Annotated in this window: 17 protein-coding genes; 12 read left to right on the top strand and 5 right to left on the bottom strand. The window is 64.2% G+C overall.

What is annotated here, in order from left to right:
• Both R4P95_RS05205 and R4P95_RS05200 read right to left on the bottom strand, forming a co-directional pair.
• Positions 1-753: an SDR family oxidoreductase gene (locus R4P95_RS05205; RefSeq protein WP_213573772.1), complete on the bottom strand. Its 753-nt coding sequence runs from the start codon at positions 751-753 to the stop codon at positions 1-3.
• A 47-nt stretch (positions 754-800) separates the two neighbouring features.
• Positions 801-2,270, bottom strand: coding sequence for an aldehyde dehydrogenase (locus tag R4P95_RS05200; RefSeq protein WP_213573770.1), 1,470 nt, complete (start codon positions 2,268-2,270; stop codon positions 801-803).
• Positions 2,271-2,383: 113 nt separating this feature from the next.
• On the opposite strand from R4P95_RS05200, the gene R4P95_RS05195 reads away from it, so the two are divergent.
• A complete protein-coding gene (locus R4P95_RS05195) occupies positions 2,384-3,316 on the top strand; it encodes an SDR family oxidoreductase (protein WP_317743777.1) in 933 nt (310 codons plus the stop codon).
• On the opposite strand, the gene R4P95_RS05190 is transcribed toward R4P95_RS05195, so the two are convergent.
• The gene (locus R4P95_RS05190; RefSeq protein ID WP_249354020.1) at positions 3,277-3,696 is read right to left on the bottom strand and encodes a hypothetical protein; all 420 of its coding nucleotides are present in this window, start codon (positions 3,694-3,696) and stop codon (positions 3,277-3,279) included. The genes R4P95_RS05195 and R4P95_RS05190 overlap by 40 nt on opposite strands.
• A gap of 176 nt (positions 3,697-3,872) precedes the next feature.
• Here R4P95_RS05190 and R4P95_RS05185 point away from each other — a divergent pair, with 176 nt between their 5' ends.
• Positions 3,873-4,682, top strand: coding sequence for a hypothetical protein (locus tag R4P95_RS05185; protein WP_317743776.1), 810 nt, complete (start codon positions 3,873-3,875; stop codon positions 4,680-4,682).
• A gap of 12 nt (positions 4,683-4,694) precedes the next feature.
• Complete coding sequence (locus R4P95_RS05180) at positions 4,695-5,933, top strand: hypothetical protein (RefSeq protein WP_317743775.1); 1,239 nt, start codon at positions 4,695-4,697, stop codon at positions 5,931-5,933.
• A gap of 34 nt (positions 5,934-5,967) precedes the next feature.
• On the opposite strand, the gene R4P95_RS05175 is transcribed toward R4P95_RS05180, so the two are convergent.
• Positions 5,968-6,570 (bottom strand): TetR/AcrR family transcriptional regulator, encoded by a 603-nt coding sequence (locus R4P95_RS05175; RefSeq protein WP_317743774.1) that lies wholly within the window; start codon positions 6,568-6,570, stop codon positions 5,968-5,970.
• An 85-nt stretch (positions 6,571-6,655) separates the two neighbouring features.
• On the opposite strand from R4P95_RS05175, the gene R4P95_RS05170 reads away from it, so the two are divergent.
• The 9 genes from R4P95_RS05170 to R4P95_RS05130 all read left to right on the top strand — a co-directional run bounded on the left by R4P95_RS05170 (position 6,656) and on the right by R4P95_RS05130 (position 15,565).
• On the top strand, positions 6,656-7,870 hold the full coding sequence (locus R4P95_RS05170; RefSeq protein ID WP_317743772.1) for a cytochrome P450: 1,215 nt from the start codon (positions 6,656-6,658) through the stop codon (positions 7,868-7,870).
• A 64-nt stretch (positions 7,871-7,934) separates the two neighbouring features.
• The gene (locus tag R4P95_RS05165; protein ID WP_213578302.1) at positions 7,935-8,495 is read left to right on the top strand and encodes a TetR/AcrR family transcriptional regulator; all 561 of its coding nucleotides are present in this window, start codon (positions 7,935-7,937) and stop codon (positions 8,493-8,495) included.
• 6 nt (positions 8,496-8,501) lie between these two features.
• Entirely contained in the window at positions 8,502-9,728 is a 1,227-nt protein-coding gene (locus R4P95_RS05160; RefSeq protein ID WP_317743770.1) for a cytochrome P450, read from the top strand.
• The gene (locus R4P95_RS05155; RefSeq protein WP_317743768.1) at positions 9,721-10,503 is read left to right on the top strand and encodes an SDR family oxidoreductase; all 783 of its coding nucleotides are present in this window, start codon (positions 9,721-9,723) and stop codon (positions 10,501-10,503) included. Before R4P95_RS05160 ends, R4P95_RS05155 begins: the two co-directional genes overlap by 8 nt.
• Positions 10,503-11,855, top strand: a complete 1,353-nt coding sequence (locus R4P95_RS05150) for a cytochrome P450 (RefSeq protein WP_317743766.1) — start codon at positions 10,503-10,505, stop codon at positions 11,853-11,855. The genes R4P95_RS05155 and R4P95_RS05150 overlap by 1 nt, the downstream gene beginning before the upstream one ends.
• Positions 11,855-12,073, top strand: coding sequence for a ferredoxin (locus R4P95_RS05145; protein ID WP_213578301.1), 219 nt, complete (start codon positions 11,855-11,857; stop codon positions 12,071-12,073). The genes R4P95_RS05150 and R4P95_RS05145 overlap by 1 nt, the downstream gene beginning before the upstream one ends.
• A gap of 92 nt (positions 12,074-12,165) precedes the next feature.
• Positions 12,166-12,681: a nuclear transport factor 2 family protein gene (locus R4P95_RS05140; protein ID WP_397517669.1), complete on the top strand. Its 516-nt coding sequence runs from the start codon at positions 12,166-12,168 to the stop codon at positions 12,679-12,681.
• Entirely contained in the window at positions 12,675-13,931 is a 1,257-nt protein-coding gene (locus R4P95_RS05135) for a hypothetical protein (protein WP_397517659.1), read from the top strand. The genes R4P95_RS05140 and R4P95_RS05135 overlap by 7 nt, the downstream gene beginning before the upstream one ends.
• Before the next feature lie 14 nt (positions 13,932-13,945).
• The gene (locus R4P95_RS05130) at positions 13,946-15,565 is read left to right on the top strand and encodes an acyl-CoA synthetase (protein WP_213573752.1); all 1,620 of its coding nucleotides are present in this window, start codon (positions 13,946-13,948) and stop codon (positions 15,563-15,565) included.
• 78 nt (positions 15,566-15,643) lie between these two features.
• On the opposite strand, the gene R4P95_RS05125 is transcribed toward R4P95_RS05130, so the two are convergent.
• Positions 15,644-16,306 (bottom strand): GNAT family N-acetyltransferase, encoded by a 663-nt coding sequence (locus R4P95_RS05125; protein ID WP_213573750.1) that lies wholly within the window; start codon positions 16,304-16,306, stop codon positions 15,644-15,646.
• Positions 16,307-16,390 lie beyond the last annotated feature (84 nt).

Below are 16,390 nucleotides of genomic sequence, written 5' to 3'. Positions count from 1 at the left end.
TCATGCCCGAAAAATCTGTCCGCCGTCGACGTTGAAGATCTGCCCGGTGATCCAGCTCGCCTCGTCGGAGAGCAGGAACAAACACGCCCCGACGAGATCTTCAGGTGTTCCCATGCGCTTGAGGGGCAGGGTCTTGACCATGTCTGCCACCATATTTCCTGGGGTGACGGTGCGGGTGGCTTCGGTGTCGATCGGTCCGGGCGCGATGGCGTTGACCCGAATGTTCATGCCACCCAACTCATGGGCGAGCTGCTGGGTGAGGCCGTTGATTCCGACCTTCGCGAGCCCGTAGAAGCCGGAGTACAACCAAGCCGCCGTGGACGATTGGTTGACGATGGAACCGCCGCCGCCGTTGTTCATGTGCGGCCACACCGCGCGGGTCACGTTGAGGGCGCCGTCGAAGTTCACGCTCATGAACTTCTTGTAGTAGTCCCACGGCACGGTAATGAGGAGGTCGAGTTTCATGCCCCCGTAGATGGCGGCGTTGTTGACCAGATAGTCGATGCCGCCGAACTTCTCGACGGTGAACTCGGCGAGTTGTTTCGCCGACTCCTCGTCGGACACGTCGACATCCTTGAATACCGCCGCCCCGCCGTCCGAGGTGATCTGTTTTGCCACGGTTTCGCCGAGTTCCGCGTTGAGATCCGCGACCACCACGTTGGCGCCCTCGGCTGCCAGCGCCCGGGCATATCCTTCGCCGATGCCCTGAGCGGCGCCGGTGACGATGGCTGTCTTTCCGTCGAAGCGTCCCATATCGTCTTGTCTCCCTGAGTTGAGTGCGGTGAAAGTGTGGTGATGGACTACAGGGCCGGTTCCGCGACCAGCTTGGTTTCGAGGTACTCCTCGAAGCCCGCGACACCCATTTCCCGGCCGATCCCGGATTGCTTGTATCCGCCGAACGGCGCATCGGCCGCGTACCAGATTCCGCCGTTCACGCCGAGCGTTCCGGTGCGCACTCCCTCGACCACGTGCTGCACGCGTGCGGGATCCGTACCCCAGATCGATCCGGACAGTCCATAGGGGGAGTCGTTGGCGATGCGAATGGCGTCGTCGTCACCGTCATGGGGGATGATCACGAGCACGGGACCGAAGATCTCTTCCCGTGCCACCCGCGCGCTGTTGTCGAGTCCGGAGACGAGGGTGGGTTCGATGAAGAAGCCGCGTTCGTGGTTGCCGGGGCGGCCGCCGCCGACCACGATGGTCCCGCCTTCCTCGACCGCGAGACGCAGATACGCCTCGACTCGCTCGCGTTGGCGTGCGGAGATGATTGGACCGCAAATGGTTCCGGGCTCGTCGGGGTCACCGGCAGGAAGACCGCGGAGGGTGCGCGCGGTGGCCTCGACTGCCTCGTCGTACCTTTCGCGCGGAACGAGTAAGCGGGTGGTGAGCGCGCAGCCCTGCCCGGCGTGGGTGCTCACGGTGAATGCCGCCATCGCGCAGGCGCCCGCCAGGTCGGCGTCGTCGAGCACGATGAAGGCCGACTTGCCGCCCAATTCGAGGAATACCTTCTTGAGGGTCTGGGCGGCGGCCGTCATGACGGCCTTACCCGTTTCGGTCGAGCCCGTGAAGGACACGAGGTCCACGCGGGGGTCGGTCGACAGCTGCGCACCGAGGGAGTGGTCGCTCGACGTCACGATGTTGACCACACCGGGCGGGAAATCGGTTTCCTGCGCGATCAGTGTGCCGACGAGCGCCGCGCACCAGGGTGTGTCGGGAGCGGGCTTGAGCACCACGGTGTTTCCCGCGGCCAGTGCGGGGCCGAGTTTGGCGAAATTGATTTGATGAGGAAAATTCCACGGCGTGATGGCGCCCACCACACCGACTGCCTCCTTCAGGACCCGCCTGTGCGACTTGATTCCCATCGTCGTCGACTCACCCAGGTCCTGTTCCCAGGAATAGCTGTCCGCCAGGCCCGCGAAGTATCCGAGATCGGCAACGGGTCCCTCGAGCTGCGGTCCGCTGGTGAAGAACCTCGGCGCGCCGACCTCGGCGATCGTGATTTCCCGGAATTCCTCGATGTGGGCGAGCAGGGCGTCGCGCAATTGCCGCAGGCACCGCGCCCGGAAGGCGTGGTCGCGGGACCAGGTCGTATCGTCGAAGGCTCGCCGGGCCGCGGCGATCGCGGCGTCCATGTCGGACGCGGTGGCGTCGGCGGCCCTCCCGAGTACCTCCTCGGTGGCCGGGTTGATCACCTCGAACGTGCCGCCGGAACCGGGAATCAGTTTGCCGTCGATCAGGAGAGCAGAGCTGTCGGTGGGGCGCAGAGTCATGGATTTTCGCTTCCGAATCGGGTGAGTGTCACAGCGATCCTAAAAACTGGACATGTGTCTGGACTATAGTTTGAACAACTGGATGCCGCAATGACAAGTTCGACGGAGGTGCGATGAATTCACGCGAGGAGAGACGGCTGGACGGGCGAGGCGCCGTCGTCACCGGCTCGAGCCGGGGGATCGGCCGGGCCGTCGCGCACGCGCTCGCCGCCGAGGGGGCCGGCGTGGTGGTCAACGGCCGTGATCCCGATGCGGCGGAGAAGGTGGCCGACGAGATCGTGCTCGGCGGTGGCCGGGCGATCGCGGTGGCTGGTTCGGCCGCCGCCGACGGCGTCGCGGAGGCGCTGGTCGACGCCGCGAAATGTGCATTCGGCCAGGTGGACGTGCTGATCAACTGCGCCGGCGTCGCGGAGCCTGCCGGGTCGTCCATCCTCACCGTCACCGACGAACAGTGGCGCGAACTCGTCGATGCGCACCTGACGGCGACGTTCCGCACGTGCCGGGCCGCGGCGCCCCTGATGGCCGAACGGGGGCGCGGAGCGATCGTGAACACGAGTTCGTTCGCGTCCCTCGGCGACTACGGCGGAACCGGATACCCCGCCGGCAAGGGGGCGGTCAACAGCCTGACCCTCGCCATCGCGGCCGAACTGGCCGAGTCCGGCGTCCGCGCCAACGTCGTGTGCCCCGGTGCCAAGACCCGCCTGTCCGTGGGAGCGGAGTACGAGCAGCACATCGAGGAACTGCACAGGCGCGGGATGCTCGACGACGCAACCCGCTACGGCTCGCTGCATCCGGCACCCGCCGACTATGTCGCCCAGCTGTACGTGTTCCTGGCCAGCGATCTCGCTTCCGGAATCACCGGCGGAATCTTCGCCGGATCAGGGTGTTTCGTCGGCAGATTCGACCGGCCGGCTCCGAAAGTCCTGGCCTACCGCGACCACGAGACCGAGCCGCCGTGGTCGCTCGACGAGTTGGCGGAGTTGGTGGGTTCGTCGCATCCAGGTAATCACACGAGCCACGACTTCGGCGTCGGGTACTCGTCGTAGTCGTCGGGCCAGTCGCTGGGGCCGACGGCGGCGGCACCCTTCGGCTCGGGTGGCGGAGCCGACGACGTCCAGAGCCAGGCGAAGTATCGCGAGTTCTTCAGTTCGGTGACTTCGGGCGGCAGCGGCCAGGCACGGTCGATCTCGGGCCAAGTGCATTCACCGTTGTAGACGCGTGCGGCGTACGTCTTCAGCTCGGGTGAGGAATGCGGCATCGCGGCCAACTCGAACATCAGGCCGTCGGTGACCGGGGTTGGTTCGTCGACAAGGTCTGCGACCTCTGTGCGTTCGGTACGGATGCGAACAAATTCCAGGCGATCGGCCGCGTCGGACAGCTTGCGGAATGCCGCTTCCACCGCGGGGTCCAGATCCCGTTCCTTCATACTCTTCCCCCCTGGCTGGATCGCGTAAATGATGTCGCAGCGTTACCGCGGCGCCGAAGCTTATCGTTACTTCCCTTGCTGCGGTATATGACTCGTACCGATGAGCGTTTCGTCTTGCGGTCACCCCGGCTGAGGCTAGGGACGTCGGGCAAACCCGTACAGGGTACCCTCCACCGGTGGTGGGATTCTTCAAGCTTCTCGAGAAGTACGGTGTGCTTAAACCGCTCAGGAACATCGTTCTGGCCGTCGCCGCGCTCGTTGCGGTCACGACCATCGTGATGTGGGTGGGCAACCCGTATGCCGACGACGCGCAGGCGACGGAAGAGGCGGCTTCGTCGTGGGCGCCGTCACCCCCGTCCGGCCCGAGCAGAACGGTCGCGCCGCTACCGCCAGGCTTTCCATCGATGGAATTCCCGCCGCCGATGATCGAAGCGCCCGACGGTCAGCCCCAACCGGTTCCCACCAAGTTCGGACTCACCTACACCGTCCCCGGCACCGACGACTGGCGTCCCAGCAACAGTTCGGTAATGAGCTGGAGCGACGACGATGGAACTATCGCCGGCTATGGAGCTGTCAGCGACTACGGATACCGCTATTGCCCGGAGTACAAGAGCTCTCGGCTAGCGATCAGCGGTGCCACTGGGCGCAATGGTGTGGATGCTGACACTGCCGCTCGAGAGGCGATCGGTAAGGCGGAGCGAATCTTCTCTGATAATGCGGGCGGCACGCCGAAGGTTGAGATCCGGGGTCCTGTCGACTTTCAGGTTTCCGGCCGTCCGGCGGTCCGCTACACCGCCGTAGTCACCGACATCCCTCGAGACCATTCCTGCGATCCCACCCGGGCTGGATTCGACATCGTCGCCACTCCGGCGTATGCCACCGCAGAGGTGATGGTCTTCATGATCGAACATCATGTGGGTCTGCCCGATTCGCTCTCGGATCAGGATGTCGACACGATCATCACGTCACTGCACAAGACTGAATGACAGGTAGCGAACATGACCATGCCCGAACTCTTCTATGCGAATCCGGGTCAGATCGCAGGTCTCGCCAAATCTTTCGACGAGATCGGCGCGGACAGTCGGCGGATCGCCGACTTCGTCGGCAAGAACGGACCGCCGAGTGCGGACTTCTCGGGTGCGATCATCAGTTCCTTGCTGACTCCGTTCGGCGTACTTTCCGATGCCACCACAACGCGCATGGCCGATATCGCGCAGCAGAACGTCGACACCGGTGTCGAGCTGAACAAGGCCGCCTGGATGTACCACGACCAGGAAACGAAGAACTATGACGCGCTCAACGCCCACACCCGTTACGTAGGTGACGGAACGGTCGAATTCGGATCGTATGCCGAAATGCCCGGTATCACCGAGGCTTACGGTTCGCCGGTCAGTTACCCCAAGCCCGAGGAAGTCAAGCTGGACGATCCGGTGGCCAACAAGGAGGATGTCGGCGCGATCGTCACCGAGGCCGCGGGCTGGCTGGGGGATGTGAACGAATCCATCAAGAACGTCACCCGGATCGCCGGAAAGGAATGGAATCCGCTCGAGTACGTTCTGGCCCCGATCAGCGGTAACTGGAGCGAACTGAAACGAATCGGCGAGACGTACAAGATCGCCGGGAACGCTTTCGAAGCATCCGCCAGGAACATGGACGACGGGCTCAATCGCGTCGGTGAGTACTGGGACGGTAAGGCGGCTGTGGCATTCGACGACTATGCGCGCCTGCAGAGTACGGCGATGAAGTGGGAAGGCCCCGTCGGCCGCATCCTCGCCCTCGCCCTGGAGATGGTGGCCGACAAGATCAGGGATGCGGTGAGAACCGCGGTCGAGAAGCTGGCCGAGCTACTCGAGGCCGAGGTGAGCTTGGACGGTGTCTTGGACAAACTCAAATTCTTGGTGAAGAAGGTGCCGGTCATCGGCACTTCCGCGCAGGTCGCATCGATCGCACACACCATCTACAAGGTGGCCGATTTGGTGATGACTCTCGTGCGTGAGATCGAGGAGCTGACCAACCGGCTGAAGGAATACCTGGAGTTCTTGTCCGATCCCGCATTGAAGGCGAAGGAGACGTTGGACGAGAAACTTTCCCCGATCACCAGTCGGGTCGACGACGCCACCAGGAGAACGGCCATCGCGAAAGACATGGTCGAGGTTGGTCAGGCCGACAAGACCCTGAACCGGCCGAAGCGCGGTTACGAGGTCGGGCAGGGAACCCAGCCGTGGGAGGACGCCTGACGGAACCGGACGTCGGGCCGTCGTCCGATCACCTTCAGGACGGTGTGCGCGTTCGCTCCGGCCACTCGATACTGGACAGTGCTCCCCGCAGCACGGATTCATAGATCGAGTCCAGGTCGAGCTCGTCACCGAGGAAATCGGTGTTCACGAGCATGACGAATCCGTGCATGGCGGCGAAGATGCTGACAGCCGCATCGAGAGTGTCTTCGGGCGGCACACCGCACGACTTCAGCATCGTACGCAGTGCCATGTTGGCGTCCAGGGCTGCGGAGATGAAGGCGTCCCTGTCGACCGGGCTTGTGGTGAGTGTCCGGTACCGATGCGGGTGCTCGGTCGCCCAGGCGCGGTGCGCGTCGACGAGCGCCCGGAGGCCGTCCACACCGGTTCGGCCCATCGCGGTCTCGCGTAGGTGCGCGCCGAGTTCCGCCATGGTGCGCACCTGAACAGCGCCGCGGACGTCGTCGAGATTGCGGACGTGGTTGTAGAGCGACGCGGTGACGACCTCCAGTCGGGCGGAGAGGCTCGTCATCGACAGGGGGTCCCACCCGAGCTCGTCGATGATGTCGATCGCCGCATCCACGACCTTCTCGCGCGTCAGTGTGCGACGCCGGATCGGTTCTTTCTGCCCTCTCGCCATGGGTTCAGCATAAGGGCTTCCATAATAAATGAAAGTGTGTAGTTTGATACACATCACATTCATTTAGTCGATCGAGGAGCAGTGAATGACCGCGTCTCGGATTGATCTCAAATCCCCCGACCTCTACGCGGAGGGGGTGCCCTACGCATTTTTCGACCGCCTGCGTAACAGCGAGCCCGTCTACTGGCAACCCGAGGAGGATGGCGCCGGTTATTGGGCGGTGACGAAACATGCTGATGTAGTTGCCGTCTCGCGGGACAGCGCCACGTTTTCCTCCGCGGTGGGCACCACGCAGATCGACGACTTCGACGACGAGACCCGGGCGAAGCAAGCGGCCATGCTCGTCAATCTGGATCCACCGGACCACACTCGATTGCGTCAGTTGGTCAGCCGAGGATTCACGCCGCGCATGGTCAAGTCGCTGGAGGCGCACATCCGGGACATCTGCTCGCAGATTGTCGACGACTTACTCGACGCGGGAGAGGTCGATTTCGTGCGCCGCGCCGCGGCCCCCTTACCGCTCGAGGTGATCGCGGCCCTCCTCGGCGCGCCCTCGTCGGACGTCGACAAACTCTACGACTGGTCCAACCGGATGATCGGCTTCGACGATCCCGAGTACGCCACCACTCAGGCGGACGGCGAGCTCGCGGCGATGGAGATCTTCCTGTACGCCAACGAATTAGCGGCCCAGCGCCGCATCGAACCGCGCGACGACATCGTCACCAAGCTGGTCCAGCCGGACGAGAATGGTGACACCCTCACCGAGATGGAATTCAACATGTTCTTCGTTCTCCTCGTGGTCGCGGGGAACGAGACGACACGCAACGCCACCGCGGGCGGGATGCAAGCTTTCATCGAGCATCCCGAGCAGTGGCGCCGGTTGCAGGCCGAACCGGAACTTGCCGCGACCGCGGTCGAGGAGATCCTGCGGTGGGTCACGCCGGTGATGGACTTCCGGCGCACCGCCACCCGTGATGCAATGATCGGCGATCAACCGGTTGCCGCAGGCGACAAGGTGGTCATCTATTACCCGAGTGCCAATCGTGACGAGGATGTGTTCGACGCGCCATACCGTTTCGACATCGCCCGAACGCCCAACCCGCACGTCGCCTTCGGGGGTAGCGGAATCCACTTCTGCCTCGGCGCGCACCTGGCACGGCTGGAATTGCGGATCCTGTTCGAGACGATGGCCGCCCGCATCGATCGCGTGGAGCCGACCGGTCCCATAACGCGGCTGCGGTCGAATTTCATCAGCGGCATCAAGAAGATGCCCGTACGTATTCTCCCGCGCGAGCAGTAAATGCAGGGCTTTTCGTTGCCAGGCCGACCAAACTGTAGTAGCGTCCAGACACGTGTCCAGTAAGATGAATTTCGAGTCCACCCGCCGCCGTTTGACCGAAAAGCAGGCAGACACTGTCGAGCGTCTGACCAAGGCTGCAGTCGAGGTGTTGCGGGCAGAGGGATTCGCCGGTCTCACCGTTCGATCGGTGGCCGGACTCGCCGGCGTCGCCCCGGCAACGGCGTACACCTACTTCTCCTCCAAGGAGCACCTCGTCGCCGAGGTGTTCTGGCGCCGCCTCGCCGCTTCACCCGAGGAGGCGGACGCGGGTCTCGACCGGACCGGACGTGTGGTGGCCGTGCTGCGGCACATCGCACTGTTGGTCGCCGACGAACCCGAGTTGGCCGGCGCCGTCACCAGCGCACTGCTCGGCCGTGACCCCGACGTGGAGCACCTGCGCACGCGGATCGGCATCGAGATCCGGCAGCGACTCGCCGACGCGCTCGGCAGCGACCCGGATCCGGATGTACTCGAGGCGCTGGAGCTCTTGTACGCGGGTGGGTTGGTCCGCGCGGGAATGGGCTACGGGTCGTACACCGAATTCGCAGATCGACTGGAAACTTCCGCCAAGCTGATCCTGGAGTGAATGCACATGACCGCAGCGTCGATCCCCGGAGCGTCACTCGATCCGGTGACGTTCAATCCCTACGATTACGACTTTCATGAGGATCCCTACGTCACCTATCGCCGACTGAGGGAAGAGGCGCCGGTCTACTACAACCCGGAACTCGATTTCTGGGCTCTTTCGCGTCACGAGGACGTCGTTGCGGCGTTTCGGGACAGCGCGCGGCTGTCGAGTGCCAATGGCGTGTCGCTCGATCCGGCGGCCTACGGACCGAAGGCGTACAAGACGATGTCGTTCCTGGCGCTCGACGATCCGCGGCACATGCGGATGCGCCAGTTGGTCTCCCGGGGATTCACTCCGCGGCGTGTCAATGAATTACACGGGCGTATCGAAGAATTGACGACGAAGTACCTCGACCCGGCCCTTGCATCCGGGGAATTCGACTGGATCTCGGAGTTCGCGGGCATGCTTCCCATGGACGTCATCTCGGAACTGATGGGTGTCCCCGAGACGGACCGTTCCGAATTGCGGCGACTGGCCGACCTGGTGGTGCACCGGGAGGAAGGGGTCCTGGACGTTCCCCAGGCAGCCATGGAGGCGTCGCTGTACCTCGTGGGCTACTACGCGGACATGATCGCCGAGCGACGTAAGAAGCCCGCGGACGATCTGACCTCGGCCTTGCTCGAGGCGGAGATCGACGGCGACCGGCTCACCGACGACGAGATCATCGCCTTCATGTTCCTCATGGTGGTCGCGGGCAACGAGACCACCACCAAACTGCTCGGCAATGCTCTGTACTGGGGTTCGAGGTTTCCGGACGAGGCGCGCAAGGTCCTCGGCGACCCGAGCCGGGTGCCGGAATGGGTGGAGGAGACACTCCGCTACGACACCTCGAGCCAGATGGTGGCGCGCACGGCGGCCGTCGACGTCTCCTTCCGCGACACGACCATTGCGGCGGGTGACAAGGTGCTCATCCTCATCGGTTCCGCGAACCGCGACCCCGCGGTATTCGAGGATGCCGACGAGTACCGGATCGGCCGGGACACCAGCAACAAGCTCGCCAGCTTCGGCGGCGGCACCCACTTCTGCCTGGGCGCGCACATGGCCCGTCTCGAAGCGAAGATCGCTCTGACGCAACTGGTCGAGAAGGTCGAAAACTTCGAGGTGGACGAAAGCAGTTGTGTGCGTGTTCATTCGACCAACGTTCGAGGTTTCGCCTCGCTTCCACTGAAAGTGCAGGTCCGTCATGCCTAGGTTCGAACCCCATCCGCCGCGGCGTCCTGCGATCATCAGCGGTGCCTCTTCGGGGATAGGTACCGCCACGGCCTATGCGCTTGCGGAACTCGGTCATCCCGTGGCACTCGGGGCGCGGCGAGTGGCGGAATGCGAGGCCATCGCCGACAAGATCCGAAGCAGCGGCGGTGAGGCTTTCGCGCACTTCCTCGACGTCACGGACACGGCGTCCGTGAACGACTTCGTGACAGCGGCCGAGAGCACCTTCGGTTCGACGGAGATCGTGCTGTCCGGCGCCGGGGACCTCGAGTTCTCCACCGCCCACGAGATGGATCCGGATCAGTTCCTGAAGCAGGTCGATGTACACCTCGTGGGTGCGCAGCGACTCGCACATCGGATCCTCCCCGGGATGATCGAACGCAAGCGCGGTGATTTCGTGCTGATCGGATCGGATTGCGCAGACTCACCACGGCCGCGGATGGGCGCCTACAACGCTGCGAAAACGGGCGTCGAGGCGATGGGCAGGCAGATGCGGATGGAACTGGAGGGCACCGGTATCCGTGCGTCGATCGTGCGTCCCGGGCCCACCCAGACCGCCATGGGGATGAACACCACCGAGGAGGTCATCGGACCCGTCCTCGAAGACTGGGCGAAATGGGGTTTCGCCCGCCACTCCTACTTCTTGCGTGCGTCCGCGATCGCTGATGCCGTCGTCGCCACCGTGAGTGCGCCCCGTGGAGCACATCTGGTGCTGATCGAAGTCCAGCCCGAGGCGCCACTGCGAAAGGATGCCTGATGAATCTGACTCAGCCGCCGAGGGTTTCCGGCGGAGAGCGCGAACACGGCCACCTCGAGGAACTGCGCACCGACCCCATCGCCCTGATGCGGCGGGTGCGCGAGGAGTGCGGCGACGTGGGCGCCTTCCAATTGGTGGACCGCAACGTCATCATGCTGTCCGGGGCGGAAGCAAACGAGTTCTTCTTCCGTTCGAGCGACGAGGACCTGGATCAGCAGGCGGCCTATCCGTTCATGAAGCCGATCTTCGGTGAAGGTGTCGTGTTCGACGCCAGCCCCGAACGACGCAAGGAGATGCTGCACAACCAGGCTCTGCGCGGCGAGCAGATGAAGGGGCACGCCGCCACCATCGCCCACGAGGTCGATCGCATGGTGTCGCGCTGGGACGACGAGGGCGAGATCGACCTCCTCGAGTTCTTCGCGGAGCTCACCATCTATACGTCCTCGGCCTGCCTCATCGGCAAGAAGTTCCGGGACCAACTCGACGGTCGCTTCGCGCAGCTCTACCACGAACTCGAGCAGGGAACGGACGCGATCGCGTTCGTCGACCCCTACGCAGATATCGACAGCTTCCGGCGACGGGACGAGGCCCGGGTGCAGCTGGTCGCCCTCGTCCAGGACATCATGACGGACCGGATCGCCCACCCTCCGCAGGGCAAGGAGGACCGGGACATGCTCGACGTCCTCGTCTCGATCAAGGACGAGAACGGCAACGAGCGGTTCAGTGCCGACGAGATCACGGGCATGTTCATCTCGATGATGTTTGCCGGCCACCACACGACTTCCGGCACAGCGGCGTGGACGCTGATCGAACTGCTTCGCCACCCCGACTACGCCAAGCAAGTCGTGGGCGAGCTCGACGATCTGTACGCCGACGGCTCCGATATCAGCTTCGGGGCGCTGCGGCAGATCCCGAAACTCGAGGCGGTGCTGAAGGAAACATTGCGTCTGCATCCGCCGCTGATCATCCTGCTGCGGGTCGCGCAGGCAGACTTCGAGGTAGGCGGATACCAGATTACGCAGGGTGACCTCGTTGCCGCGACACCAGCGATCTCCAACCGCTTGGCCGAGGACTTCCCGAACCCGGACGCGTTCGACCCCGAGCGATACATCGATCCGAACCAGGAAGACATCGTCAACCGGTGGACGTGGATCCCGTTCGGTGCGGGCCGGCACCGCTGCGTCGGTGCGGCATTCGCTTTGATGCAGCTCAAAGCGATCTTCTCCATCCTCCTGCAGGACTGGGAATTCGAGATGGCGCAGCCGTCGGAGACATATCGCAACGACCACAGCAAGATGGTGGTTCAGCTGCAGCAGCCTTGTGCGGTGAGGTACCGGAAGCGCAGCAAGTGATGAAAGTCGAAGCCGACCTCGATCTGTGCCAGGGCCACGCCATGTGTGAGCTCGAGGCACCTGAGGTGTTCACCGTGCCGAAGCACGGGAAGGTCGAGATTGTGGATACCGCCCCGCCCGAGACGCTGCGCGCGAGTGTGGAGAGCGCCGTGCGCTTCTGTCCCACGCAGGCCTTGCGGATCGTCGAAGACAATGAAACTTCTGAAGGAGATTCCTGATGTCACAGTTCGATCGAAGGATCGACCCGGCGGTACAGTCCGATCGGGGGATCGGCCCGGCGGTACAGTTCGATCGCGCTGAGCTCGATGAGATGGTGCAGCGGTGGATCGACGAGAACAAGCGCTGCGAATCGCTCGGCGACTGGAAGCCGCTCGCCGAGATGTACACCGAGGACGCGACGTACGGATGGAACTACGGCCCCAAGGACGACTTCATGGCCGTCGGACGCGACGAGATTCGAGACCTCGCGCTCGGACAGGAGATGGAGGGGTTGGAGGGCTGGGAGTACCCCTATCAGAAGGTCGTCATCGATGACCGCAGCGGCGACGTCATCGGGTTCTGGAAACAGGTCTCCGATCGCACCCGCGAGGACGGCTCCCATTACCAGGTGTACGGGATCGGTGGCAGCTGGTTTCGCTACGGCGGCAACTTCCAATGGTCCTGGCAGCGTGACTTCTTCGACTTCGGCAACGTCTCCGCCCTGTTCCTCGAGATGATCACGAACAACGCGATGTCCGACGGTATGAACGCGCGGATCGCGCGCTCGACCTCTGGCCGGCTTCCGGGGTGGTATCCGGTGGGTCAGGCCCCGGTTCCGTTGTGGTGAGTGCCGTGCGGGTCCCCACGTCGTTCGCGGACCTGTCCCGTGAAGATCTCGCGGTACTGGTGCCGGAACTGCTGCTGTGTGGTCATCTGATCGATCGCTCCGGCATGCCGCACCTGATCGGCGCGTTCGGACGCGAGGGGATGACGCAGGTCGCGATCGAGGAGTGGATGGCGGCGAGCCCGATCTACACCAAGCGGATGCAGCGCGCGCTGGCGTTCGAGGGTGATGGCGTCGTGACCATCTTCAAGGGTCTGCAACTCGACATCGGCGCGCCCCCACAGTTCATGGATTTCCGCTACCGCGTGATCGACCACGATCACGGCGAATTCTGGCTGGACCACTGTGGGGCCCTCATGGACGTCGAACCGATGGGCGACGAGTACGTCACCTCCATGTGCCACGACATCGAGGACCCGACCTTCGACGCGACCGCGCTGGCCACCAACCCGCACGCGCAGGTGCGACCGGTCCACCGTCCGCCCCGGCGCCCGGCGGATCGCACGCCCCACTGCAAGTGGACCGTGACCATCGACGACGCACATACCCCACCGCCGGTGCCCGAGGGTCTGGTGACGCTGGGCAGGTCGAGGGCCACGGCGGTCGAATTGTCGCCGATCGACACTCGCGGGCCCGGCCGCCACGACTACTCGGATGCGCTTCTGAGCGATCTGCGGTTCTCCGACTTCTCCCATTCGGCCCTCGTCCGGATGGCCGAGGAAGTGTGCCTGCAACAGCACCTGCTCACCCTCGGATTCCTGTTGGCAGTGCGGTCGCGTACCGATGAGGAGTCGGCGATGACCATTGCGCGCAGACAATTCACCGGTATCGCCGGACTCACCTCCGAGCGGATCCGGAACGCGCTCGGGCTGCCGGGCGACCTCGAGGGACTCGCAGCGGTGCTCGCCATTCACCCGGCGTTCAATCCTCGCCAGTACGTCGAGGTCACGACCACCCTCGTCGATCGCCTTTTCCTCACTATTCGGCGCGCCGGCGGTTCCGACGCGGACGGTGCCTGGCCCTCGATGATCGACGGCGCACATCTGGAACCGCTCGACGCACTGCTGCGCGGGGTATCGCCGCGCTTCTCCGCACGGGTGATCGAGGAGACGGACACGGCGCTCACCGTGGAAGTCGTCACGGGGGAGGCGCCCGCGAAGGAGGCGTCGGAGGTGGCGCTCACCCGATTCAGCACGGGTGCCGACTTCGCCTTCACCGACCGTGGCATACCGCTACCCCTCACTGTCGTCTGAAAGAGGACAAGTCCATGGCGTACAACCTTGCAGACCTCTTCGAACACTCCGTCGACGCCATGCCGGACCGGGTTGCGCTGATTGCGGCCGGACGGCGAATCACCTACCGCGAACTCGAGGACCGGGCCAACCGCTTGGCGCACAACCTACTCGAGGCCGGCCTGACCGCCGGCTCCCATATCGGTGTGCACCTGCATAATTCAATCGAGACGGTGGAAACACTGCTGGCCGCGTTCAAGATCCGGGCCGTTCCCATCAACATCAACTACCGCTACACCAGCGACGAACTCGCCTACGTCTACGGCAATGCCGACTTGGAAGCCGTCGTCCATCATCGGGTCTACTCGCCGCGGATCGCCGAAGTCCTGCCGTCGCTGCCGAAGATCCGGTACACCGTGGTCGTCGAGGACGACCTCGGCGGCGCCGGGGTGCACAGCGACTCGGTGCCGTACGAGGAAGCGCTGTCCGGCAGCGGCCGTAGGGACTTCGGCGAGCGCAGCAACGACGATGTGTTCATCATGTACACCGGCGGCACCACGGGACGTCCGAAAGGTGTCGTGTGGACGCACGAGTCGATCTGGCGAGTGCTCGCCGGCGGCCTCGACTTCTATACCGGTGAGGCCATCGAAGACGAATACCAGCAGTCCAGGGTGGGGTCCGACGGCGAGCCGACGTTGTGGTTCGCGTTGCCGCCGCTGATCCACGCCGCGGCGATGATGCCCACCCTCACCGCGCTGTTCAGCGGCAACACCGTGCTTTTGGAGTCGAAATTCGATCCGCACCGAACCTGGGAACTGGTCGAGCGCCACCGGGTGCAGATCCTCATCATCACCGGAGATGCGATGGGACGTCCCCTGATCGAGGCTCGTCAATCCTCGCGCACCGACACGTCGAGCCTCGCGGTGGTCGCGTCGGGTGCCGCGCTGTTCTCCCCGGTGATCAAGGATGCGTTCCTCGAGGAGTTCCCGAATCTGGTGGTGTCGGATTCCATCGGCGCTTCCGAAACCGGTTTCGGTGGAATCGGGTTCGCGACCAAGGGGCAGAAGCAAGTAGGCGGGCCGCGGGTACCCGCCGGACGTTATGCCATGGTGATCGGTGACGACGATCGCCCCATCGAGCCCGGATCCGGCAAGGATGGCTGGTTCGCCAAGGGCGGCTACGTCCCGCGCGGTTACTACAACGATCCCGAGAAGACGAGGGAAATTTTCCGGGAGGTCGACGGCAAGTCCGTCGTGGTCACCGGTGATCGTGCGCGCATCGAGGAGGACGGTTCGATCACCCTCCTCGGGCGCGGCAACATGGTGATCAACACCGGCGGTGAGAAGGTGTTCGCCGAAGAGGTCGAGAGCGCAGTGAAGGCGTACCGAGACGTCTACGACGCCATCGTCATCGGTGTGCCGGACGAACGCTGGGGGCATCGCGTCTCCGCAGTCGTGCAGCCGCGCGACGGTGCCGGAATCGACTTCGACGGCCTCGAAGACCACGTGCGGCAGAGCCTCGCCGGGTACAAGATTCCGCGGCTCCTGTGGGTGGAAGACGCTGTGCAGCGAACACCCAGCGGCAAGCCGGACTACCGCTGGGCGCAGGGCGTCACCAAGCAGCGGGACCCCGACCACCGCGTCATGTCCGGCTGACCACGCGGATTGCGCCGAAGGTTTCCGGCCCGATGGTGGCACGGCGCGCGTGCGCGCTGTGCCACCATCGGTGCAGGGTCAGGCCGGTGCGCGAACCACCAGAACCGTGCCGGGGAACTCGGCGGCCAGTTCCTGCCTGCTGTGCTTCACGGCGGCGGTGCCGTACCCCTTCTTGCGGCACTCGGGTGCTACCCAGATGGCTACGTCGACTTCGCGTCCGGTGAGCTCACCGAAGACCAACCCGACGGAAGTATTTTCGGCGGTGTCCTCGCAGACGAACCACGCTGCGGACTCGTCGTCGATTCGCTTCAAACCCTCCGCGCGTTCCTTCTCGATCCGCTCCTGCGACCACGGAGTGCCGTCTTCCTCCTGTTCGGCGCAGCGGCGGCGGAACAACTCGGCGTCCTCGTCGGTGGGCGTGAACGGGCGCAGACGGAAATTGCGCCCGGTGCTCGCCGGGCGGTCGGACGCCGTCCACTCCAACTTCGCGTCGAGGTCTTCGAGTTCCGATTGGATGCGGAGGCGTTCCTCCTTGGTGAGGCGACGGAACGTCAGATTGAGGACGGCTTCCGCGTACGCCTCGGATGTGTCCAGGAGGCCGGCGACGGTGGTGAGCGCCTCGGCATGATCCTTGCTGTCGACGATGGCATCGAGGACTTCGTGTCGCCGTTCGAGCGCGCGCAGAAGCGCTGCCGTGAGCTCCCGACGGTCGTGTATCCGATCTTGAACCTGTGTCGTCATATCTGCTTTCCTCGCCTCGGCCGTCGTACATCTTCCGTACGGGGTCAATACTGCAAGAAGTCTCCGGACATGGCATCCGTTACC

This window comes from Rhodococcus sp. IEGM 27 (assembly GCF_033142305.1).
GTDB lineage: Bacteria > Actinomycetota > Actinomycetes > Mycobacteriales > Mycobacteriaceae > Rhodococcus_F > Rhodococcus_F oxybenzonivorans.
Note: the sequence above shows the minus strand (reverse complement) of the source record. Positions and strands in the feature narration are given on the sequence as shown.